Genomic DNA, 22,108 nt, shown 5'->3' on the forward strand with positions numbered 1-22,108 from the left:
CTCCAAGCCTTCGATCACTGGACCACGTCCACGAAGATCGGGTTGGTGTAGAGCCAGGTGTCGAGCCACGGGTCACCGTCGTTGTCCGGGTGCTGGATCGGGCCCGCCGGGTCGGTCCGGCTGCCCAGGTACCCGCGTCCGTTCCGCCGGCCGTCGCTGCCACGCACTCTGACGTAGTGGGACCGGTCCGCGCGGCCAAGTGGGATGCGCAGCTCGTACGTGCCCTTGCGATGCCGTACGTCGACCTGCTCGACCACTCTGGTGTCCGGTGCCTTCCAGCTGTCCTTCGACACGACCGGCCCGGTGACAACCCCACGGATCACGTCCACCTGCGCCAACTGAGGCAGGAGGCCGTGGTAGTTCGGCCGGGTCGCACTGGTCACGGTGACCCGCAGTTCGAGCCGCTGCGACCGGTGGACGCGCAGCCGCCCGCCGAGCGTCACACCGCGCTGCCGCGAACCCACTGGCGCGAGCCGTACGTCGATACCGTCCACAAGCTGACCGTGGTCCACCCAAACCCGTCCGGCCCGCAGAGCGGCCATCACCTCGAGGTAGCCGTATCCAGTCACACCAACGTGAGTCCGACTGAACTGACCGGGCCAGTAGTCACTACCAGGCTGCGGTACGCCGGAGTCGGTCGGCGACGGCTTCCAGCCGAGACTGTCGAAGTCCTGCCCCGGTGGGAAGGTCCCGTCGGTCCAGGTGTCCCAGATGGTCCGGTGGTTGTCGCTGTTGGACGTGATCGAGAACAGTCGGCCCTCGGCCAGCATGCTGTCCCAGAGCCCGCCGACGGTCGCAGTCGCCCAATCGAACCCGCCGTACGTCCGGTAGGCGTCAGCTGGGTAGCCGGTGTAGCTTCCGGCACCTGGTGCGTTCACGTACTCACCGCGCTGCGCGTGCGTCGACCCGCGGTACGCGACCCACGCCGGGTCGGCGTCGCCTTGGGCACCGGGTGCGCCTTCCATGCCGATGCAGACACCGGTGTCGCGCCATGCGCGCAGCTCGTGCGGTGCGTCGATGCCGAGACGTAGTGGGTGGTTGGCGAGCACGAGTACGTCGTCGACGTACCTGGACTGCTTCTGCGCGGCCAGCCACTGGAGGGCCTTGACTGCGTGCTGCTCGTTCTCCGCGGTGTCGGCGGACCGGTTGGTCAGCTTGCCGTCGTACACCCGCTCGAACTGCTGCAACAGCGAGACGTTGTTCGGTCCGGGCGCCACGAGGACAGTGCCGTGCTCGGCGGCCGGGATGTACCACTCCAGGCCCTGGAAGATCAGCATCCGCGGGTTCTCCGCACGGGCCTTCAGGACCTCCGCGTTCTCAGCCGCGGCGCCCTTGTCGGCATGCCCGAAGTTGCTGTGCTCGGTGAACGCCATCCAGTCCAGCCCGTACTGCGCTCCCCGCTGAGCAAGCTGGCTGAAGTCGTACTTCGCGTCGTGGCTGTACCGGCTGTGGACGTGATGGTCCCCGACCAGGTACACGAGCTCAGGATCGGTCGTCGTACTGGCTGCCGCCTCCGACGTCGTCCCGGCCGCCACGGTGAACCCCGCGCCGAGCAGGCCGGCGCCGCGGATCAGGGTGCGCCGCGACACCCCCTGCGGGTCCAGTGCCTCGTCCGGAACCTGGGGATCGGCCCACTCCGGGAGTTGTTGCGTCGCCATGACGCGCAACCTTGCTGGTCCTGACAAACCAGATCAAGGCTGCGAATGGCTCCCAGGTGAATATTCGTCTGCCAGCAGTGAGTACAGCAGGGAGTCCCGCCAGGCGCCGTTGGTGAAAACGTGGTCGCGGAGGTGGCCCTCGTAGGTGAAACCGAGGCGCTTGACCACCGCGATCGAGGCCTCGTTCTCGGGGCCGATCGCGGCGGTCACCCGGTGCCGCTCGAGGGTGGTGAACGCGAACCGCAGCAGCACCCGAGCGGCGTCGGTCGCGAAGCCGCGGCCCCAGTGGTCGGCGCCGATCGCATAGCCGAGCTTCGCGCCCCAGGGGCCGCTCGGCGCGATCCGGGCGAACCCGATCACGTGGTCGTCGTCCGGACGGGTGACGGCGACCATGTAATCGGGGCGGTCCTCGCGGGCGGACCGCTCAACGATCCCGGCCAGGACCTGCTCGGCCTTGGCCCGGTCGTAGCTGTCGAAGGCCATCCAGTCGGTGACCCGGTCGTCACCGGCGATCGCCAGGTAGTCGTCGAGGTCGGTGGGCTTGAATTCGCGCAGTACGGTCCGTTCGCCGCTGAGCGGGTCCATCCGCGAAGGCTACCGGTTGAAAGTCTGCATAGGAGTCCGGGTGAACGTCTCGATCTCCTCCTGAAGCTCCCGGGCGTCGTCGGCGCGACCGGACTGCCGCAGCGCCTGGTGGACCCGGCGGGCCGAGTGCACCACGCCGTTGATCCGGCGCTCGGTCGGCAGCGTCAGCACCGGTGCGAGTGCGTCCGCCGCGCCGTCCAGCTCACCGCTGGCGATCCGGGTGATCGCCATCGCGGCGTGGCTGCCGGCGGCGTCGCCGAAAGCCCATTCCGGGTGGTTCTGGTCGGTGTAGGCGTCGACCGCCTGGCTCGAGTACCGCTGCGCCTGGTCGACTTCGCCGGGCAGCCACGCGAGCGCGTCGGCGGCGTAGTACAGCTGGCGGTTGCGGCCGAACGTGCAGAGGCCGCCCATGTCGTCGAGGTCGTCGTTGCGCACCGAGTTCCACGCCTCTTCGGCCCGCTCGAGCGCGGCCCGGGTGGCCTCCGGGTTGCCGAGCGCGGCCCAGGCACGGGCCTCGCTGACCGGGAGCCAGACGCTGGTGGTGCTGTTGGCCTGCTCGGCGTACCCGGCGCCGAGCTGGGCGTACCGGACCGAGTCGTGCGGGTTGCCGGCCCAGTACGAGACCAGGGACTGCAGGCCGCGTACCCAGGCGCGTAGGCCGTGATGGTCGGCGTTGTCGGCGCACAGGAACGCGGTCCGGGCCTGGGTCAGCGCGGCGTGCGGGTTGCCGAGGTCGTGGGAAGCCTTGGCGAGCAGCCCGCCGGTGACACCGGCCAGGAAGTACAGCTGGCGATGGTTCTCCGGGCGTTGCCGGCTCTCCAGCAGGGCAAAGACCAGATCCTGCGTCTCGACCAACTGGCCGAGGATCTCCGGCAGCGGGCGCTGCGGATAGGCGGTCGCGGCGTGGCGCACGTCGTCGTACACCTGTTCCATGGCCTCGCTTCCGAGACCGGACTGGGCCGCGAGGGCAAATGCCCTCGCGCGGCTGGCAGCCATGTCGAGAACCTCCATCTCATTACCTGTCGTGATCCGTCCACTCGCGGCAGGTGCCGGCACCACCTGGGCGGCCTGTTCGGGCACGTACGGTGCGAGGAGCTCCTCGACCTGTTTGCCGAACATGCGTTGCAGGGTGCGCCGGGTCTGAGGAGTGGTCCCCGCCCGCTCGCCCGATGCGAGCCGACGCAGGTGCCGCTCGGTGATGGTTCCACCCAGCTCGACGAACTCGGCGACGATCTCGGAGTAGGTCTGGTTCCGGCGCTGGATCATGTGCGCCAGGACCGTCTTTGGCGCATACCTACTCGCCATCGTTCCTCCCGTTCACGTCAGTTCAGACGTTGTCTCGACTTGTGCCCCACGACAAGGTGCTGTCCCCCAGATGTCCGCCAGAGGACCGGAAGAGGTCCGGCAAAGGTCCGGTCCAGGTCCTAGAGCGGTCACGGTGGGCTCGTGCACCATTACTGCCATGACAACCAGTAAGTCCAACTGGTTGCAAGGGCTCAGAGTTACGGGGTGAGAGTGCAGTGACCATCGCGGAAATGACGTCGCGGCAGCACCGGCGCAGGGTTCGGGTCTGGTTCGGCGAGCATGTCATCGCGCAGTACGTCGCAGAGGCGCCGCTGGCGGCTCGCTACGAACAGGCGATGCGGCGCCGTTTCGCCGGTCTCAAGGTCACCAACGACCTGCTCGGCCCGCTCGACTCCACTGACTGAAACACCTGTTTTACCTGAGGTGTCCGGGTCCTCCTCAGACCCGGTCCGCTGCGCCCTGGGGTCTCCTCACGCTCAGGGGCAGTGCTGGAAAGTCCGGAGCATTCCTCAGCACCGGACGAAACCCGAGGTGCGGTCCGGAGCACTCCTCAGCTCCGGACCGCACCGCCCTCCCGAACCCGGCTGGGCTTGGCGGTTGAGTTCCCTGTATCGCCGCCGCCCAGCCGTTCCAACCACCTCCTGGCCGACACCTCGGGCCAGGTAGGGACGAGTGTCCTGGGCGGTAGGACACCGGAGGCCCCCGTCACCTCACCGGGGGCCTCCCCCTGAGGTGGCCGGCTCCGAGTGTGAGCGCCGCGCCTGGGCGGTCACACTCGGAGCCTTTAGCCGTTCTCAGGCCGGCCCGGCGTCGGGGCCTTGACCAGGATGTGGGCGCCGGAGACAGGAAATTGCCTGTTCAAAGCCACCGCAGAGGGTCCACAGCCACCAGTACAGGTTCACGATGTCCGGTCGGGCTGGTGCGGTGGCTTACCGCGCCGGTCGGGCGGATTGTCGGCGGGCTCGACAGGTAGTGCACCGCGAGACACCGTACGCGCGGACGCGATCACGCTCAGGTGCACTACCCGACCGCCTGATACCTCCTGTCCAGATGCAGATCGCAAGGGCTCAGCGGGTGGCGACGTAGGCGGCGAACGGGGCGTCGGGCTGGACTTCGGGCGAGCCGTCGGTCCAGCCCTCCGCGCGGATCTCGCCGGCGTAGCGCATCCCGAGTCTCTTCATGACTGCCTGGGAGGCTGTGTTGACGCGTTCGGTGAAGGAGATAACGGCCTGGGCGCCGAGCGTGTTGAAGGCGAAGTCGAGGCCGGCGCGGCCGATCTCGGTTGCCAGGCCTCGGCCGCGGGCCGATTCCTTCAAGGCCCAGCCGAGTTCGAGCCGATCGGCCGCCCATTCCGGACCGACCAGTTCGGCGATCGCTGCGGCAGTCGGCGACTCGGCGGGGATCCGCGACAGCCCACCTCGCCCGGCCAGGGCCCCGCTCGACCGCTCGTACGCGATCCACTTGCCGACCGAGTCCCGCTCCCAGCCCGCCTGACTGTCCGCGACCCGAGCCGCCACCTCCTCCGGTGACCACGCGGCGTCGTACCAGCGGGCCACCCACGGATCGGCGAACAGGTCCGTCAGGTCCGCCGCATGTCCGGTCAGGACCCCGTTAGGTCCGGTGATCGGCTCGAGGCGGAGGCGGTCCGTGAACCTGGTCCGGACCGTATGTGCAACCAGGTCCCGCAGCCGCCGGTCCCCGTCGGTCCGGTTGACCATCAACAGGTCCAGGTCGTCCGGTCCGGCCCAGGCGTTGGCGTCGTGCTTCCCGGCTTCGAGGCGGGGCCGACTGAGGTCTCCGTCGACGGTGATGAGGTAGTCGATCTCACGTCGTACCCGGCCCTGCCACTCCCACTCCCAGTCCGCGACGGTCCAGAGGATGTCGCGGACCTTCCAGCCCGTCTCCTCCTCGACCTCCCGCGCCAGCGCCTGCTCCGGCGTTTCGCCCGGCTCCAGGTGCCCGCCGACGATGTCCCAGATCCCCGGCAGCAACCGACGGTCCGGCGTACGCCGCTGCAGATAGACGCGATGTTGCTCGTCCCGGATCAGTGCACCCACACAGTCGACCGCACGCATGCCACCAACGTATGCCCTTCCAGACGAAGAGGGATCAGGCGTTTGACAGTGGGCGTTCGACGATGCGATTCGGCATGAAAACTACGGCGGCTACGAGGAGTACGGCGGCGATCGCAGCGCCGTAGTAAACATCGTGGATCGCGGGGGCGAGGATGTCCTTCGGCAGCTTCTCCAGGTCCTCGTGGTCGCCGCCGAGCCGGGCCGCCACCACACCGTTCGCGACCGCACCGAAGACCGCGACCCCGACCGCACTGCCGACCGAGCGGGAGAACATGTTCGCGCCCGTCACCACGCCGCGCGTCTGCCAGTCCACCGAGGACTGTGCCGCGACAACCGACGGCGACGCGGAGAAGCCGAGCCCGATCCCGATCACGAAGCACGCCGTGGCCAGGTGCAGGACCGAGCTACCGGCCCCGACCGTGAGCAACAGCCCGGACCCGAGTACGACGATGATCGAGCCCATCAACATCGTCGTACGGAAGCCGACGCGCAGGTAGATGCGCCCGGCAAGCGATGCCGCGATCGGCCAGCCCAGCGTCATCGCCGCCAACGCGAATCCGGCGACCAACGCCGATGTACCGAGGACGCTCTGGGCGAACAACGGCACGTACGTCGACAGGCCGATCATCAGCAACCCGATCAGCAACGCCGCCGAGTTGGCCGAGTTCAGCACCCGCTGACTGAGCACCCACAACGGCAGGATCGGCTCCGCGGCCCGACGTTCGACCAGCACGAACGTGACCAGCAGCACCACCGCGGCGGCCAGGATCACGACGCTCGTCGTCGAGGACCAGCCCCACATCACGCCGCCCTCGAGCAGTCCGAGCAGCAGCAGCGAACCGCCGACCGCGAGCAGGATCGCGCCGGCGTAGTCGATCTGGTGGCTGGTCTTGACCGCGACCTTCTCCTGGAACCGGCGTACCAGCACCCAGGCGGCCGCCATCCCGAGCGGGATGTTCACGAAGAAGATCCACCGCCAGGAGATGTAGTCCGAGAACACGCCACCGAGCGTCGGGCCGACGAACGACGCGATGCCCCAGACGCTGGCGATGTAGCCCTGCACCTTGGCCCGCTCGGCGACCGTGTAGATGTCGCCGACGATCGTCATCCCGATCGGCTGGATCGCACCCGCGCCGAGTCCCTGGACCAGCCGGAACGCGATCAACGCCGGCATGCTCCAGGCGAACCCGCAGAGCACCGACCCGAGGATGAACAGCCCGACGCCGAGCAGCATCATCGGCTTCCGCCCACGCTGGTCGGCGAGCTTGCCGTAGATCGGCACCGACACCGCCTGCGCCAGCAGGTAGATCGAGAACAGCCAGGGGAACTGCGTGAAGCCACCGAGGTCGTCGACCACGGACGGTACGGCGGTGGCCAGGATCGTCGCGTCGATCGCGACCAGCCCGACACTCAGCATCACCGCCAGCAGGATCGGCCCCCGCTCCGACCGAAGCCCCACACTCGCCCGGTCGATCCGCTCAGTAGTCATATCGGTTGTCAATGTATGTGAACCGGCAACAATTCCCCCACGCCGTGATCGCCTACTGGACGGCGACGCGCGTGCCGAGGACGGTGGGCTCACGGACCGTTACGCTCCGGTGGGTGAGGATGCGCGATGGGCTGGTGCGAGCCGTCGTGCTCGTGGTGACCGTCTCGCTCACCCTGGTGCTGCTGCCGATCGCGATCAACGTTGGGACCGGCGGCACCGCCCCGGCCTTCCTCGAGCCGTACGTCGGTTGGGCCTGGCCGCTGATCGGGGTCCTCTGGGTGGTGGCGATCGTCACTGCACTGCTCGAGGTCCGCAATCGCCGGCTGCCCGTCGTCTCGAGTCGCAGCGCCGACCAGCCGCGCAACCGCCCGAACGCCCTGGCTCGCATCGACCGCTACATTTCCGACCGGCGGGCCGGCTCACTCGCCTCGCGGACCCGCATCGCACTGGCTCTCGACGAGCACCCGGACGCGGTGGTCCGCCCGTACGACCTGCTCGTCCAGCCGCTCGACAGCGCGCCCAGACGGGTCCCGGACGAGGCGGACATCGCAACCGTCTTCGACGAGCTCCAGGACTCCATGCTCATCCTCGGCGCACCCGGCGCGGGCAAGACCACTCTGCTCCTGGAGCTCGCCCGCAACCTCTCTGAGCAAGCACATGCCGACGAGACCAAGCCGATCCCGGTCCTGGTCGATCTGGCCGGCTGGGGTGCACAGCCGACTCGCCAAAGCGACGACGACCCAGCCGACAGCGCTCTGCTCGCCGGCTTCGTCCGTTGGCTGCTGTACGAGCTGAACGACCGCTACGGCATCCCGGCCCCGGTCGGACGCACCTGGCTCCGCACCGGCCGCCTGGCCCTCCTGCTCGACGGTCTCGACGAGATCGCCGAACCGGACCGCTCCAAGCTCGCACCGGTCTTAGGAGAGCTCAGCCGGAACTACCTGATCGGCCAGATCGCAGTCACCTGCCGAACGCACGACTACGAGCGCCTCCCGCACCAGCTCAGCCTTTACGGCGCCGTGCACATCAGACCGCTCACCAGACAACAGGTCCTCGACTACTTCGCCGCTGTCGGACCAGCCCTGGACGGTGCCCGGGCAGCGATCGAGCAGGACGACGAGCTCTGGGACCTGGTCAACTCGCCGCTGATGCTCAACGTGATGATCCTTGCGTACCAGGGCCGAGAGCCCGAGGACGTGATCGCCGGTGGGGTCGCCGACCTACGCAGGGAGCTCTTCGACACCTATATCTGCGAGGTGCTCGCCCGGAACCGCAAGGCCGGACGACAGTACGACTCCAAGACCGCAGTACGCCGTCTGTGGTGCTTGGCGTGGTGGACTCGCAGCCGGGCGGGCGACCGGACCGCCGTACCGCGGTGGATGACACCCAATGGCTGGTTCGGGTTATCGCTTCCTGAGGTGGACTATCTGACGCACGCGGTCTGTCTGCCGGCTCTGTTCGCTGCGCTGAGTGCGGGCGCGACGCTGGTGATGATCGCGCAGTACGGCGCACTTGTCGGACTGGCTGTGGCCGCAGCCACCCTGCTGCTTGTCCACCTGATCCCGCACCCGTGGCAGAAGCTCCCAGGCAGCGCACCGGACCGCTTGCCAGTACTAGCCGTCCTGTTCGTCACGGGTACGGCGATCACCGTCCTGGTGACCGTTGCTGCGCTGGGAATCGTCGAACTGCTCACGGCCAAGCTGACTCTCGGCATTGAGGCCGCGCTGATCGCCGGGGCGTACTGCGTCGAGCTGATCGTGTTCCACGCCAACCGGCGCCGGTTGCTGCTCGGTGTGCGGCTAGTCGTGGTTGTGGCGACCAGCTGGATCACGCTGATCCTCGGCGACGCCACTGGCTTCGCTTCCGGGGTTGCGATCGCGCTACTCGTCGCCCAGGGCATCCGGATGGTCAAGGCGCTGCCCACCGACCACCTCGCCGCCACCGCCGACAAGGGCTGGCGAATGGACCCGTGGGTCGTCGGCGGTGCGGTCGTGGCGTTCCTGGTCGCGCTCGTGCTCGGCGCGGACCTGTCCACGCCACAGCTGTCGGCGGTCGCAGGCATCCTGGTCGGCGCCGTCGCTGCGAAGCCCTGGCGTAGGCGGCCACCTGTTCTCGCCGGACCGCTGTCCCGGCTGTTGCATGACTCGCTGTTGCGCTGGACCGGGTACCTGCCGTGGCACCGCAGCGCCTTCCTGCAGTACGCCGCCGACCGCTACGTCCTCGCGCGCACCGGACGTGGTCAGTACGCGTTCATCCACCTCCTGGTCCGCGACCATCTGGCGGACTGCTCACCCGACCAGCTCGCAGCCAAGGTCGACCACCGCATCGCCGAACGCGCCGCTCGTCGCTAGGCAGGCTCCTTCAGTGCGTAGCCGATCAGGCTGCTGCACAACGTCAGGGCGATCAGCGTGCTCAGAGCGACGCGCAGGGACGAGTGCTCGGCGATGGTGCCGAGCACCGGAGTGGCGACGCCGCCGATGCTGACTGCGAGGCCAAGAGTCATGCCGCCCGCCGTACCGACGCGTCCCGGGAGGAAGTCCTGGCCGAGGGTCACGTGCAGCGAGAACGGGATCGACATCGCGACCGCGGTCAAGGCTAGGAACCCGAAGAACGCAGGTCCGGGTACGAAGACCAGACAGGCGATCGCCGGCACAGCGACGGCGTACGACGTGCGCATCGTGCGGACGCGCCCGTAGCGGGTGGCGAGGCGGCCGCCGAGCAACGTGCCGAGCGCGCCCGAGGCGAAGAGTACGAACAGCGCGGTCCCGCCGGTCGTCGTGCCGCCGCCGACCCGCTGCCCGGCGTACAGCGCGATGAAGGTGCCGAGGCCGACGAACACGATCGACCGGCAGACCATGATCACCGACAACCGCAGGAACGACGGCCAGTCGTCGGTCCCTTCCGCTCGGCCGCGGGCAACCGTGTCCGTAGCCCGTGATCGGACCGCCCACGAGGTGATGGCGGCGCCGAAGAGCGCGGGTACGACGAGCACCGGCGTCAGCGACAGTCCGCCGGCGGCGATGATCGGCGTGACCAGGACCGGCGCCAGCGCAAACCCGACGTTCCCGCCGACCGAGAACCAGCTCATCCCGACATGGCTGCCGCCACTCACCACGCGCGCCATCCGGGCGGCCTCCGGGTGGTACGCCGCTACGCCGAGGCCGGACAACGCGGCCGCGAGCCAGCTCAGCAGGTAGGTGTGACCGACTCCGATCAGGGCGATGCCGAGCCCGGCGGTGGTCATCGCGACCGGGATCAGCCAGGTCAGCGGCCGCCGGTCGGTCAGTACGCCGAAGACCGGCTGGACGACCGAGGACAGCAGTGTCGCGGCCAAAGTGATGCCCGACACCGCGACGTACCCGAGGCCGCGCTCGGCGACCAGGAAGGGGACCAGCGCCGGCACGCTGCCCTGGTAGATGTCCACGCAGGCGTGGCCGGTGGCCATCAGTCCGATCGGTCGAATTCTCCGCACTCATCGATCGTCGCGGCCTGGTGCCTTGTCCGGCTTCCGATAAAATGCCAACCTATGCCGGAAACCCGCCAACGTCCCGCGACCACCGGCCACCGACCGATCGAGGCCGGCGGCGGCATCGAGGCGCACTGGCACGACCGCCATCAGATCGTGTACGCCGGCCGCGGCGTCCTGTCTGTCACCACCGACGCCGGCAGCTGGGTGGCACCCGCCACCCGAGCCATCTGGGTCCCAGCCGGCACCGTCCACCAGCACCGCGCGTACGGCGAAACGACGCTGCACACCGTCCGCCTGGACGAGAACCCCCTCGGTCTCGACGCCCCGTCAGCCCTGGTTGTCAGCCCACTCCTCCGCGAGCTCCTCCTCACCTACACGTCTGGTGAGAAGGACCAAGCCGAGCCCACCGGTCGACATGGGGCGCTAGAGCGACGCGACGAGAGTGGTGCCGCGGAGCGGGAGCGGCTGCGGGGTGTGCTGCTTGATCAGCTGCGGCGGTCGCCGCAGCTGCCTACCTATCTGCCCACGCCTCGCGACGCGCGGCTCGCGGCGATGTGCACGCTCCTGCAGGACGACCCCGCGGACAGCAGGACGCTTACACAACTGGGTAACGAAGTGGGTGCCAGTGAGCGGACTCTTAGCCGACTGTGTAAAACGGACCTGGGGATGAGCTTCCCGCAATGGCGGACTCAGCTACGGCTGCATGAGGCGCTCCGGCTTCTCGCCGAAGGAGAGTCGGTGACGCGCGTGGCGCATCAGACCGGTTGGGCCTCGGCCAGTGCGTTCATCGACACCTTCCGGCGCGCGTTCGGTCACACACCCGGCTCGCGCAGAGCCTGATCCAGGATCCGGCTCCACTGCCGCACGATTCCCCGCCGGCGCGCGCTGTCGTCGGTCAGCAGGTCAGCCAGTCCGAGACCACGCGCCATGTCCAGCACGCCCTGCACGGTCTCCCGCACCCCAGGCGTCCGCTCACTGACCTCAAGCACCTCGAGCAACGCCCGGTGCGCCTGCCGCCCCACATGTGCCTCCAGCCGGACGATCTGCTGCCGCAGCGCGTCCTCGGTCGACGCCGCCACCCACAGATGCAGTGCGGCCCGGAACAACGGCCCGGTGTACACATCCGCCAGCATCCCGACGATCGCCTCGGTCCGCCCCAGCCCGCTCGGCAGCCGACCAGCCTGCGCGCGAATCTCCGCCAGCCGCACCTCGGTCATGTACTCGACCGCCGCCGCAAACAGATCCGCCCGGGTCGGAAAGTGATGCTGCGCAGCGCCCCGCGACACCCCGGCCCGCGTCGCCACCACGCTCACCGTCGTCGCGGCGTACCCGACCTCAGCCAGCGACTCGACCGCCGCAGCGAGCAACCGCTGCCGCGTTGCCCGCGAACGGTCCTGCTGAGGCGCCTTCAGAACCTCACTCACGCGCAGCCTCGCGGGCCCGGAGCTCCCGCCGCAGGATCTTCCCCGACGCCGCCTTCGGCACCGCCTCGATGAACTCCACCTGACGGACCTTCTTGTACGGCGCCACCCGCGCGGCGACGTACTCGATCACCTCAGCCTCGGTCAGCTCGACACCTGGCATCCGCACCACGAACGCCTTCGGTACTTCGTTACCGTCAGCATCGACTCCGATCACCGCCGCGTCCGCGATCCGGTCGTCGGTGAGCAGCACCGCCTCCAGCTCGGCCGGCGGCACCTGATACCCGTGGTACTTGATCAGCTCCTTCACCCGATCAACGACGTACAGATAGCCGCGCGCGTCGACGCGTCCGATGTCGCCGGTGTGCAGCCAGCCGTCGCGGTCGATGGTCGCGTCGGTCTCGGCCGGTCGGCCCAGGTACCCCTTCATCACCTGCGGTCCGCGGATCCAGATCTCACCCTCGTCCGTATCGTTGCCATCAGCACCGACCAGTCGCATCTCCGTCGACGGGAACAGCTTGCCGACGGCACCCGGCGGCGGCTCCGGGTCGTCCTGCGGTACGGCGTGCGTCCCCGGCGACAACTCCGTCATGCCATAGGCCTGCAGGACGGCATGCAGCCCGAGCCGCTTCGCGCACGCCTCGGCCAGCTCACCGTCCAACGGCGCCGCGGCCGAGGTCACGTACTTCAGCTTGGACAGATCGACCCCGTCCACGGCCGGGTGCTTGGCCAGCGCCAGCACGACCGGCGGCGCGACGAACGCCCGGGTGATCCGCTGCTGATCCAGCGTGGTCAGGAACTGCTGCAGCTCGAACTTCGGCAGGACGACGACGGTCGCGCCGAGCCGCAGCGGCAGGTTCATCAGCACGGACAGCCCGTAGATGTGGAAGAACGGCAGGATCGCGATCACCCGCTCGTCCTCCGCGACCGTGATCATCGCCTCGGCCTGCGAGATGTTGGTGGCGATGTTCCGGTGCGTCAGCATCACGCCCTTCGCCGCGCCGGTCGTGCCGCTCGAGTACGGCAGCACCGCCACGTCCTCGGCCGGATCGATCGTCACCGACGGCTCCGGGCCGGTGGACGCGAGCAGCTCCTGGATCGACCGGTACCCCTCGGCCTGGTCGCAGACGAAGATCTGCTCGACGCCGGTGCCCTCGATCGCAGCGGTCGCGACCGGCAGGAAGAGCGAAATTGTCACCAGCAACTTCGCCCTCGAGTCGACCAACTGCTTGTGCAACTCGTCCGCGGTGTAGAGCGCGTTCACCGTGGTCACGGTCGCGCCGGCCCGGGTGGCGCCGTAGAACACCACCGGGTACAGGATCGTGTTCGGGCTGTAGAGCGCGATCACGTCACCGTGCCGGATCCCGAGCTCGGCCAGGCCGGCCGCGACCCGCCGCGTCATGTGGTCCAGCTGGGCGTAGCTGATCTCCTTGCCGGTGACCCCGTCGACCATCGCGGGCCGGTCGCCGTACTCCTGGGCTCTGCCGAGGACTGCTTCATGGATCGGTACGTCGAGGATCTCGACGGGCGGGAACTCACTGGTGATGATCATTGCCCCACTCCTTTAGTACGACTTGGGCAGTCCAAGGCTGTGCTGCGCTACGAAATTGAGGATCATCTCCCGGCTGACCGGCGCGATCCGGGTCGCCCGCGCGGCCGCGACCAGCGAGGCAACGCCGTACTCCATCGTCATGCCGTTGCCGCCGAGCGACTGGACCGCCTGATCGGTTGCCCGTACGGCGACTTCCGCGGCGGCGAACTTGGCCATGTTCGCGGCCTCACCGGCTCCCATGTCGTCGCCGGCGTCGTACAGCGCCGCCGCCTTCTGCATCATCAGCCGGGCCAGCTCGAGCTCGATCTTGATCTGCGCGAGCGGATGGGCCAGACCCTGATGCGCGCCGATCGGGGTCTTCCAGACCTGGCGCTCCTTGACGTACGCGGTCGCCTTGCCGAGCGCGTGCCGGGCGATCCCGATCGCGAACGCCGACGCCATGATCCGCTCCGGATTCAGCCCGGCGAACAGCTGCATCAGCGCTGCGTCCTCGGCACCGACCAGGGCCTCCCGCGGGAGTTGTACGTCGTCCAGGAACAGCGCGAACTGCTTGTCCGGGCTGATCAGATCCATCTCGATCTGCTTGAACTCCACACCGGGGGCGTCGGTCGGGACGATGAACAAGGCCGGCTTGAGATTGCCGGTTCGGGCGTCCTCGGTCCGGCCGACGACCAGCACAGCCTTCGCCACATCGAGTCCGGAGATGAAGACCTTGCGCCCGGTCAGCGACCAGCCGTCGTCGGTACGGCGGGCGGTCGTGGTGATCTGGTGCGAGTTGGAGCCGGCGTCGGGCTCGGTGATCGCGAACGCCATCACCGTCGTACCGTCGGCCAGGCCGGGCAGCCAGTGTTGCTTCTGCTCGTCGGTGCCGAAGCGGGAGATCACGGTGCCGCAGATCGACGGGGACACCACCATCATCAGCAGCGGGCAGCCGGCCGCGCCGAGCTCCTCCAGCACGATCGACAGGTCGGCCATGCCGCCGCCACCTCCGCCGTACTGCTCGGGCAGGTTGACGCCGAGGAAGCCGAGCTTGCCGGCCTCAAGCCACAGTTCGGTCGTGTGCCCGCCGGATCGCGCCTGCCGGTTGAACCACTCGTAGCCGTACTTCTTGCCCAGCTCGCTGACAACCTTCCGCAGCTCGCTGCGCTCTTCAGACTCGACGAAACTCATGCGTTCTCCCCAACCACGGCCAGTACAGCGCCGACCTCAACCTGTTGTCCTGCCTGCACGTTCAGCTCACCGACGACCCCGTCGGCCGGAGCGGCGATCGTGTGCTCCATCTTCATCGCCTCCAGCCACAGCAAGGGCTGTCCTTCTTTCACTGTGTCACCGACCTGTACACCGACCCGGATCACCGTCCCCGGCATTGGCGCCACCAACGACCCGGCCGCCACCTGCCGCGCCGGATCCGTGAACCGCTCAACCGGAGTGAGGCTCACGCTTCCCAGGGACGAGTCCACACAAACCAATCCGTCGTACGCCGCAACCTCGAAGGATCGCCGTACGCCGTCAACTTCGAGCACCACGCGGTCCGGTGTGCTGTCGACGAGTTGGATGTTGCCGTCGGCAACCAGACCGTCGCGGGTCAGGCGGTACGCGATCTCGTGTACGGCATCGCCGGTGCGGTAGCTCTTGCACTGCGGTTGTGAAGGTAGATTCCGCCAGCCGCTCGGCACTCGCACAGGCCCGACTCGGCCGGCCGCATCAGCCAGCGCGGCGGCCAACGCCGACGTCCGCACCACCGCGTCGTCAACAGGCTTCCCAACGCCATGCTTCTCGAAGAAGGAGGTATCGGTGTCGCCGACGAGAAACGCGGGATGCCGCAGAATCCAGACCACCAGGTCCCGGTTGGTCCCGACGCCGTGGATCGTCGCTCGCTCCAGTTCCCCGGCGAGGCGCCGTGCGACCGCGGTCCGGTCAGGCCCGAACGCGATCACCTTCGCCAGCATCGCGTCGTAGTACGGCGAGACCTCCGAGCCGTCCTCGACCCCCGAATCCACCCGCAGCCGGGGTGTCGACCGGCTCTCCGGAACATTTTCGTCGCCACGTGCCGACTTTGCTCCGGAAAGCCGCCGGGCGCCGACTCCGAAGGCGTGGAGACGACCCGTTCGGGGCTGCCAGTCGTTGGCCGGATCCTCGGCGTACAGCCGCACCTCGATCGCGTGGCCTACTGTTGCCGGTGGATCCGCCGGTAGCCGCGCCCCGGACGCGACCGCGAACTGCAGCTCCACGAGGTCCAGCCCCGTGGTCTCCTCGGTAACAGGGTGTTCGACTTGGAGGCGAGTGTTCATCTCCAGGAAGTAGAAGTTGCCCGCCTCGTCCGCGAGGAACTCGACCGTCCCCGCACCCACGTAACCGATCGCGGCTGCCGCCTTCCGCGCGGCGTCGAACAACTCCGCGCGCATCGACGGGATCCGCTCGACCAGCGGTGACGGTGCCTCCTCGACGACCTTCTGGTGACGGCGCTGGATCGAGCACTCGCGCTCACCGACCGCCCAGATCGTCCCGTGCTGATCGGCCATGATCTGTACTTCGATGTGCCGTCCGGTCGCGAGGTACCGCTCGCAGAACACGGTCCCGTCCCCGAATGCCGACAACGCCTCCGCCGACGCCGCGTCGATCTCCACGGCCAGGTCCTCGAGCCGCGACACCACCCGCATCCCGCGCCCACCACCGCCGGCCGACGCCTTCACCAGCACCGGCAGCTCAGCCGCGGACACCTCGGCCGGCGTGAGCTCGGCAAGCACCGGCACCCCGGCCGCTGCCATCAACTTCTTCGCCTCGATCTTCGACCCCATCGAGGAGATCGCGTCCACCGGCGGCCCGATCCAGGTCAGCCCCGCATCGATCACGGCCTGCGCAAACCCGGCGTTCTCCGACAAGAACCCATAGCCGGGATGTACGGCGTCCGCACCGGCACGCAACGCCGCCTCGACGATCAGCTCGCCACACAGGTACGTCTCACCCGGAGTGTTTCCTGGCAGATGCACCGCCGCGTCCGCCTCGTCCACGAACGGCATCCGCGCGTCGGCGGTCGAGTGGACGGCGACCGTGGACAGCCCGAGAGCCCGGGCAGTCCGGAAGATCCGACGCGCGATCTCACCCCGGTTGGCGACGAGCACGGAGGTGATCACGCGCGGCTCCCGATCAGACACGGTCATGGGGCCTCCCGGCCTGGACTGAGGAGCGGAGGGAGCGAAGCGACCGGAGCGACGAGGGAAGGCCGGGAGTTAAAGCCCCATGACCCTGCCGGCGCCGAAGGCCCGGCCAAAAGCACAGCCATGCGCGTCACATCCTGAAGACGCCGAAGGTGGAGGTGCCTTCGACGGGGGCTGAATGGATCGCGGACAGGCAGATGCCGAGGATCGTTCTGGTGTCGCGCGGGTCGATCACGCCGTCGTCGTACAGCCGGCCGGACAGGAACATCGGCAGTGACTCGGCCTCGATCTGGCCCTCGACGTACGCGCGCATCTGGCCATCACCGTGCTCGTCGTACGGCTGTCCCTTCGCCTCGGCGGCCGCCCGCGCGACGATCGACAGCACCCCGGCGAGCTGCTGCGGTCCCATCACCGCCGACTTCGCCGACGGCCACGCGAACAGGAACCGCGGATCGAACGCCCGCCCACACATCCCGTAGTGCCCGGCGCCGTACGACGCCCCCATCAGGACGGAGATGTGCGGGACCTTCGAGTTCGAGACCGCGTTGATCATCTGCGCGCCGTGCTTGATGATCCCGCCCTGCTCGTACTCCTGCCCAACCATGTAGCCGGTCGTGTTGTGCAGGAAGATCAGCGGCGTATCGGAGCGATTAGCCAGCTGGATAAACTGCGATGCCTTCTGCGACTCCTCGCTGAACAGCACGCCCCGCGCGTTCGCCAGGATCCCCACCGGATACCCGTGCACCGACGCCCACCCGGTCGCCAGCGACGACCCGTACAGCGGCTTGAACTCGTCGAACACCGACCCGTCCACCACCCGAGCGATCACGTCCCGCGGATCGAACGGGATCTTCAGATCCCCCGGCACGATGTCCAGCAGGTCCTCGGAGTCGAGGACAGGTTCGTCGTACGACGGTTTGGGCGCCGGACCCTGCTTGCGCCAGTTCAACCGGGACACGATCTGCCGCCCGAGCCGGATCGCGTCCTGCTCATCGACAGCGAAGTAGTCCGCCAGGCCGGACTTGCGCGCGTGCATCGACGCACCGCCGAGCGACTCGTCGTCGGCATCCTCACCAGTCGCCATCTTCACCAGCGGCGGCCCGGCCAGGAACACCTTCGCGCCGCCGTCGACCATCACCACGTAGTCGCTCATGCCGGGGATGTACGCGCCGCCCGCGGTCGAGTTGCCGAACACCAACGCGATCGTCGGAATCCCTTCGGCCGATAGCCGGGTCAGATTCCGGAACATCGCGCCGCCGGGAATGAAGATCTCCTTCTGCGTTGGCAGATCCGCGCCGCCGGACTCGACCAGACTGATCACCGGCAACCGATTCGCCCGCGCGATCTCGTCCGATCGCAACGCCTTCTTCAGCGTCCACGGATTGCTCGCGCCACCCTTGACCGTCGGGTCGTTCGCGGTAATCAGACACTCGACACCTTCGACCACCCCGATCCCGGTCACCAGGCTCGCGCCCACCGTGAAGTCAGAACCCCAGCCGGCCAGCGGCGACAACTCAAGGAACGGTGTGTCGGGATCGAGCAGCAACTCGATCCGCTCCCGCGCCAGCAACTTCCCGCGCTTGTGATGCCGCTCGACGTACTTCTCCCCACCACCCGCCAACGCCTTCGCGTGCTCTACCTCCAGCGCGCTGAGTTTCTCCAGCATCGCCTCGCGGTTACTCATGCAATGAACCCCAGTCGTTTCGCGGCCAGGCCGGTCAGGATTTCGGTGGTGCCGCCGCCGATGGCGAGGATCTTCTGATCGCGGTACTGGCGTTCCACCTCGGCTTCTCGCATGTAGCCGAGCCCGCCGTGCAACTGGAGCGCCTGGTCGCAGACCCACTGCCCGGCCTCGACCGCGGTGTTCTTGGCGAAGCAGGTCTCGGCGATCACGTCCTCACCGGCGTCAGCTCGCCGGGCAACCTCCCGCACATAAACCCGCGCCACGTCGATCCGCCGTGCCATCTCGGTCAGTGTCTGCTGCACGGTCTGCCGTGAGATCAACGGCCGCCCGAACGTCTCTCGGCTGCGGCACCACTCGACGGTGAGATCGAGCGCCCGCTGCGCGCCGGCGTACGCCTGGGCGGCGAGTGTCAGCCGCTCGGCCACGAAGTTCACCGCGAGCTGCACAAACCCGGAACCCTGCGCTCCGACCAGGTTCCCGACCGGCACGCGTACGTCGGTGAACGACAATTCGGCCGTGTCCGAGCAGAGCCAGCCCATCTTCTCGAGCTTGCGAGACACCTCGAAGCCCGGCGTACCGCGCTCGATCACCAGCAGGCTGATCCCGTGCGACCCAGGCCCGTCCGTGCGGACCGCGGTCGTCACGAAGTCCGCGCGGCAACCCGAGGTGATGTAGGTCTTCGCCCCGTTGACGACGAACACGTCACCGTCGCGCCGAGCCGCCGTACGAATCGACGCCACATCCGATCCACCGTCAGGCTCGGTGATCGCCAGCGAGCCGATCAGTTCGCCGTCCAGCGTTGGCCGGACCCACCGATCGATCTGCTCCTGGTTGCCCGCAGCAACGATGTGCGGTACGGCGATCCCGCACGTCAGCAACGACGCGACCAACCCGCCCGAACCGCCCGCGTAGTGGAGCTCCTCGACCACCGCGAGCGCATCGAGCAACGACCCTCCGCCTCCACCGACCGCCTCCGGAAAGCCGACGCCGAGCAGACCAATCGCGCCGGCCTTCTTGTGCAGCTCACGCGGCAACTCCCCGTCCCGCTCCCACTGATCCAAATGCGGCAGCACCTCAGCGGTCACAAATCGCCGGACGGACTCCCGGAAGTCGTTCACAACAGCACCTCCGGTACGTCGACATACCGGGACCGCAGCCACTCGCCGACCGCCTTCGCCTGCGGATCGAACCGCGCCTGCGCCGCGACCCCCTCGCCGAGCAACCCTTCGACGACGAAGTTGACCGCCCACAGGTTGGGAAGCAGGTAGCGGGTCACCGTCAGCGGTTGGGTCTCGGGCAGCAGCTGCTTGAAGAGGTTGACCGTCAAGGTGTGCGCGAGCCAGCGCCAGGCCTTCTCGTCGCGCACCCACACGCCGACGTTCGCGTCGCCGCCCTTGTCACCCGATCGCGCACCGGCGACCCGCCCGAGCGGTACCTCCCGCGTCCGCGGCGGTCCGCTCGAAAGCTGCAGCAACGGCATCGGCTCCTCGATGTCGTCCACAGGCGCCAGCGGTTGGGTCTCGGCGGACGGCTCGATCACCTTGCGGGTGCCGTCCGGGAGTACGGCGACATGCTCCACCTCGTGAATGTCGACGTACCCAGCGCGGAAGACGCCGTACGGCGAACTGTCACCGGGCGGCGCGGTGATGTGGAAGCCGGGGTAGCTGGACAGCGCCAGTTCGACGGCGGCGCTGCTGAACGCGCGGCCGACGACCTTCGAGTCCGGGTCCTTGACCGCGCACTTCAGGAAGACGCTTGCCTCCTGCTCCGACTCGGCGTTCGGCTTCTCGGTCCAGGCCAGCGTCCACTTCAGCTCGGCCGGTCGCTGCGGCAGCGCCTGCTCGAGCTGCCGCTGCACCAGCTCGGCCTTCTGCTCCAGCTGCAGCCCAGTGAGCACGAAGTCGACCTCGTTCCGGAAGCCGCCGACGCTGTTCAGCGAGACCTTGTACGTCGGTGGCGGCGGCTCACCCTGGACCCCGGAGATCCGGACCCGATCCGGGCCGTCGGCGGAAAGCTCGATCGTGTCGAGGCGGGTCGTCACGTCCGGACCGGCGTACCGAGCGCCGGTGATCTCGTAGAGAAGCTGGGCCTTGACCGTGTCGATCGTGACCGCGCCGCCGGTGTTGTCGTGCTTGGTGATCACGCTGCTGCCGTCCGCGTGGATCTCCGCGATCGGGAACCCGGGTCGACCGAAGTCGCGGATCTCGCTGAAGAACGCGTAGTTCCCGCCGGTCGCCTGGCATCCGCATTCGATCACGTGCCCCGCGACCACGGCACCGGCAAGTTCGTCGTACTGCGTCCGCTTCCAGCCGTGATGTGCGGCGGCGGGACCGACGATCACCGACGCGTCGGTGACGCGACCGGTCACCACCACGTCGGCGCCCGCCTGCAGCGCCTCGGCGATGCCCCAGGCGCCGAGATAGGCATTGGCGGTCAGCGGTGTGCCGAGGTCGAGCTCCTCAGCGCGAGCCAGTAGATCGTCGCCTTCGACGTACGCGACCTTGGGGTGGAGGCCGAGCTTGTCGGCCAGGTCGGTGATCGCTTGCGCAAGACCGGACGGGTTCAGACCGCCCGCGTTGCTGACGATCTTCACGCCGCGGTCGAGCGCCTCACCCAGGCCAGACTCGAGCTGCCTGAGGAACGTCCGCGCGTAACCGAGCGACGGATCCTTCAGTCGGTCGCGACCGAGGATGAGCATCGTCAGCTCGGCCAAGTAGTCGCCGGTCAGTACGTCGAGCGGACCACCGGTGAGCATCTCGTGCACGGCACTGAACCGGTCGCCGTAGAACCCGGAGGCGTTCCCGATCCGGATCGGCTCGGTCATCCGAACTGCCCCGCTCGGCGACCCTTCCCCGGCAACCCGGCGAAGGCCTGGATGATCCCCAGCCACGCCTCCGCTGCGGCACCCTCCGCCGACACCGCCAGGTCATCGCGATGTCGCCGCTGGGTGGCCAGCAGGCAGAAGTCGAGCGCTGGACCGGCCACCCGATCGCTCGCGTCCTCGGGGCCCCAGCTCCACGCGTCCCCGTCCGGTCCGGTCAGCTCGACGCGGAACGGATCGGCCGGCGGGGTGCGGTCGTTGAGCAGATACGCGAAGTCGCGCGTGCGGACGGCGAGATGCGCGACGTGACGGAGGCGGTTGCTCGGCTGACGCCGTACGCCGAGTGCGTCGAAGACGTCCTGCCCGTGGGCCCAGGTCTCCATCAACCGCGCGGTCGCCATCGAGGTCGGGCTCATCGGCGGGCCGTACCAGAGCACCTTCTCGCCGGCCGGCACCTTCTTCAGCGCCTCGGCGACCTCGGTCCGGGTCTCCCGCCAGTACGGCAGTAGTTCCTCCGGCGGCAGCGCGGCCGTCTCGGCGGCACCGTCGTCGACGTACGTCGTGGGGCTCTCGGCCGCCGTCCGCAGCGAGGCCTTGAAACCCTCGGGGTCGGTCGCGGCCAGCTGAGTCGCCTCGTCCGTCCAGGCCAGGTGCGCGATCTGATGCGCGATCGTCCAGCCCTCGGCCGGCGTCGGCGTGGACCATTCCCCGGCGGCCAGCCCGCCGACCAACCGATCCAGCTCGGCACTCTCGGCCCACAGATCGGCCAGCACTTCGTCCAGTTGCACGCTGCACTCCCTCACCAGGGGATCGTGCAGCCGAGCGTCCCACGCCCCACAAAAAGAATCAAGCGTGCTTGTTTTCACCAAGGCGGACCGCCACGCAGGCAGA

Annotated in this window: 17 protein-coding genes; 3 read left to right on the forward strand and 14 right to left on the reverse strand. The window is 68.5% G+C overall.

The annotated features are described in order from the left end of the window. Nucleotides 1-14: 14 nt before the first annotated feature. From EV650_RS23975 to EV650_RS23985, 3 genes are read right to left on the reverse strand one after another with little or no spacing between them, the layout of a single operon-like run. Nucleotides 15-1,658 carry a PHP domain-containing protein gene (locus EV650_RS23975; RefSeq protein ID WP_134121257.1) on the reverse strand — a complete coding sequence of 548 codons (1,644 nt, stop codon included), beginning with the start codon at nucleotides 1,656-1,658 and terminating at the stop codon, nucleotides 15-17. A gap of 33 nt (nucleotides 1,659-1,691) precedes the next feature. After that, nucleotides 1,692-2,243: a GNAT family N-acetyltransferase gene (locus EV650_RS23980; protein ID WP_134121258.1), complete on the reverse strand. Its 552-nt coding sequence runs from the start codon at nucleotides 2,241-2,243 to the stop codon at nucleotides 1,692-1,694. 9 nt (nucleotides 2,244-2,252) lie between these two features. Beyond that, nucleotides 2,253-3,548, reverse strand: coding sequence for an NsdA family TPR-like regulatory protein (locus EV650_RS23985; RefSeq protein ID WP_134121259.1), 1,296 nt, complete (start codon nucleotides 3,546-3,548; stop codon nucleotides 2,253-2,255). Nucleotides 3,549-3,763: 215 nt separating this feature from the next. Between EV650_RS23985 and EV650_RS23990 the strand changes: the two genes are divergently transcribed. After that, nucleotides 3,764-3,952: a hypothetical protein gene (locus tag EV650_RS23990; protein ID WP_134121260.1), complete on the forward strand. Its 189-nt coding sequence runs from the start codon at nucleotides 3,764-3,766 to the stop codon at nucleotides 3,950-3,952. A gap of 663 nt (nucleotides 3,953-4,615) precedes the next feature. Here EV650_RS23990 and EV650_RS23995 read toward each other — a convergent pair. Continuing rightward, complete coding sequence (locus EV650_RS23995; protein WP_134121261.1) at nucleotides 4,616-5,623, reverse strand: GNAT family N-acetyltransferase; 1,008 nt, start codon at nucleotides 5,621-5,623, stop codon at nucleotides 4,616-4,618. Between the two features lie 34 nt (nucleotides 5,624-5,657). Beyond that, nucleotides 5,658-7,112 carry an MDR family MFS transporter gene (locus tag EV650_RS24000; RefSeq protein ID WP_134121262.1) on the reverse strand — a complete coding sequence of 485 codons (1,455 nt, stop codon included), beginning with the start codon at nucleotides 7,110-7,112 and terminating at the stop codon, nucleotides 5,658-5,660. A gap of 119 nt (nucleotides 7,113-7,231) precedes the next feature. On the opposite strand from EV650_RS24000, the gene EV650_RS24005 reads away from it, so the two are divergent. Then, complete coding sequence (locus EV650_RS24005; protein WP_238174578.1) at nucleotides 7,232-9,463, forward strand: NACHT domain-containing protein; 2,232 nt, start codon at nucleotides 7,232-7,234, stop codon at nucleotides 9,461-9,463. On the opposite strand, the gene EV650_RS24010 is transcribed toward EV650_RS24005, so the two are convergent. Continuing rightward, a complete protein-coding gene (locus EV650_RS24010) occupies nucleotides 9,460-10,584 on the reverse strand; it encodes an MFS transporter (protein WP_238174417.1) in 1,125 nt (374 codons plus the stop codon). The two genes, EV650_RS24005 and EV650_RS24010, sit on opposite strands and share 4 nt — an antisense overlap. 54 nt (nucleotides 10,585-10,638) lie before the next feature. Here EV650_RS24010 and EV650_RS24015 point away from each other — a divergent pair, with 54 nt between their 5' ends. Beyond that, nucleotides 10,639-11,421, forward strand: a complete 783-nt coding sequence (locus tag EV650_RS24015; RefSeq protein WP_134121263.1) for an AraC family transcriptional regulator — start codon at nucleotides 10,639-10,641, stop codon at nucleotides 11,419-11,421. Here EV650_RS24015 and EV650_RS24020 read toward each other — a convergent pair. The 8 genes from EV650_RS24020 to EV650_RS24055 all read right to left on the reverse strand — a co-directional run bounded on the left by EV650_RS24020 (nucleotide 11,394) and on the right by EV650_RS24055 (nucleotide 22,005). Beyond that, nucleotides 11,394-12,005 (reverse strand): TetR/AcrR family transcriptional regulator, encoded by a 612-nt coding sequence (locus EV650_RS24020; protein WP_202874871.1) that lies wholly within the window; start codon nucleotides 12,003-12,005, stop codon nucleotides 11,394-11,396. The genes EV650_RS24015 and EV650_RS24020 overlap by 28 nt on opposite strands. Then, on the reverse strand, nucleotides 11,998-13,554 hold the full coding sequence (locus tag EV650_RS24025; RefSeq protein ID WP_134121264.1) for an AMP-binding protein: 1,557 nt from the start codon (nucleotides 13,552-13,554) through the stop codon (nucleotides 11,998-12,000). The genes EV650_RS24020 and EV650_RS24025 overlap by 8 nt, the downstream gene beginning before the upstream one ends. A gap of 12 nt (nucleotides 13,555-13,566) precedes the next feature. Beyond that, nucleotides 13,567-14,724 carry an acyl-CoA dehydrogenase family protein gene (locus EV650_RS24030; protein WP_134121265.1) on the reverse strand — a complete coding sequence of 386 codons (1,158 nt, stop codon included), beginning with the start codon at nucleotides 14,722-14,724 and terminating at the stop codon, nucleotides 13,567-13,569. Next, nucleotides 14,721-16,715, reverse strand: coding sequence for an acetyl/propionyl/methylcrotonyl-CoA carboxylase subunit alpha (locus EV650_RS24035; protein ID WP_134121266.1), 1,995 nt, complete (start codon nucleotides 16,713-16,715; stop codon nucleotides 14,721-14,723). The genes EV650_RS24030 and EV650_RS24035 overlap by 4 nt, the downstream gene beginning before the upstream one ends. Before the next feature lie 127 nt (nucleotides 16,716-16,842). Beyond that, a complete protein-coding gene (locus EV650_RS24040) occupies nucleotides 16,843-18,396 on the reverse strand; it encodes an acyl-CoA carboxylase subunit beta (protein WP_134121267.1) in 1,554 nt (517 codons plus the stop codon). Beyond that, nucleotides 18,393-19,514, reverse strand: coding sequence for an acyl-CoA dehydrogenase family protein (locus EV650_RS24045; protein WP_134121268.1), 1,122 nt, complete (start codon nucleotides 19,512-19,514; stop codon nucleotides 18,393-18,395). Before EV650_RS24045 ends, EV650_RS24040 begins: the two co-directional genes overlap by 4 nt. After that, nucleotides 19,511-21,220, reverse strand: coding sequence for an acyclic terpene utilization AtuA family protein (locus EV650_RS24050; RefSeq protein WP_134121269.1), 1,710 nt, complete (start codon nucleotides 21,218-21,220; stop codon nucleotides 19,511-19,513). The genes EV650_RS24045 and EV650_RS24050 overlap by 4 nt, the downstream gene beginning before the upstream one ends. Further along, on the reverse strand, nucleotides 21,217-22,005 hold the full coding sequence (locus tag EV650_RS24055; protein ID WP_134121270.1) for a TIGR03084 family metal-binding protein: 789 nt from the start codon (nucleotides 22,003-22,005) through the stop codon (nucleotides 21,217-21,219). The genes EV650_RS24050 and EV650_RS24055 overlap by 4 nt, the downstream gene beginning before the upstream one ends. Nucleotides 22,006-22,108: the final 103 nt, after the last annotated feature.

This window comes from Kribbella kalugense, from assembly GCF_004365875.1.
Taxonomy (GTDB): domain Bacteria; phylum Actinomycetota; class Actinomycetes; order Propionibacteriales; family Kribbellaceae; genus Kribbella; species Kribbella kalugense.